Raw genomic sequence first — 808 nt, 5'->3', positions numbered from 1 at the left:
GGTACCATAAGTGATTGTTTTATCCACCGGCGCACCATTTAATCCTGCAGAATGAACTACAGTAACAGGGTTACAAATCTTAAAACTGGTCACCGTTGGACTATATCCTGTTCCAATTGCATTGGTTGCATATGCGCGAACGTAATAAGTTGGTCCATCAGAAAGTCCGGTTAAGGTTTGCATAAAATCACCTAATAAACTTCCGTCTGGCAAGACACTTGTAGCAGGCAATACCTGATCAGCCAAGGTTGGTATTTTATTGGTTGTACTCCATACCAGTCCACGTCCGCTAAGCTCAGCTTTACCATCGGTAACGATAGTTGCCGAGCCCTCTGCTGAACTTGCTTTCATCCCTGAAACAGGAGCAAGTACATTACTCACCAAAGGCACAGTAGCAGTCACTGCGTCACGAATACAACGTACGGAGTATCCAAAAGATTTATAAGCGCCAGCACTATTACTTGCCAGAATCTCACTTGTAGTCGCATTAAACTGCAAACTAACACCCATAGTTCTGTCGTATTGTGAACTGCTCCAGTAACGTCCCATAGTTCCTCTGGTTGTCCCAATAGTACCGCCATTATTTTCCAATACTCCTGCATTGTGTAATTTCAATACGGAATTATAGGCATCCTGATCTTTTGTCCAGAGTTGTGGCGCAGCATCTGCGACAGTCCATTCTGTGGAAGTAGGCAATCGCCATCCTCCACCTAACAACTGAACACATGGATCATTGGCCGGTTGCCAGTTTAAATCTTCATTAAACATCGGAGCCCATTGGGTGTATAAAGTTGGTGCTGGCAAACGT

General features: G+C 44.4%; 1 protein-coding gene. It reads right to left on the bottom strand.

All coding sequences use genetic code 11. The features are described 5' to 3' along the window. The coding region (locus tag R2S10_RS24670) for a hypothetical protein (protein WP_316843060.1) at positions 1-808 on the bottom strand (808 nt) is incomplete at both ends.

The sequence above is a fragment of the Pedobacter gandavensis genome, assembly GCF_032678745.1.
Lineage (GTDB): Bacteria > Bacteroidota > Bacteroidia > Sphingobacteriales > Sphingobacteriaceae > Pedobacter > Pedobacter gandavensis_C.
This window is presented reverse-complemented; position numbering and strand designations above follow the sequence as displayed.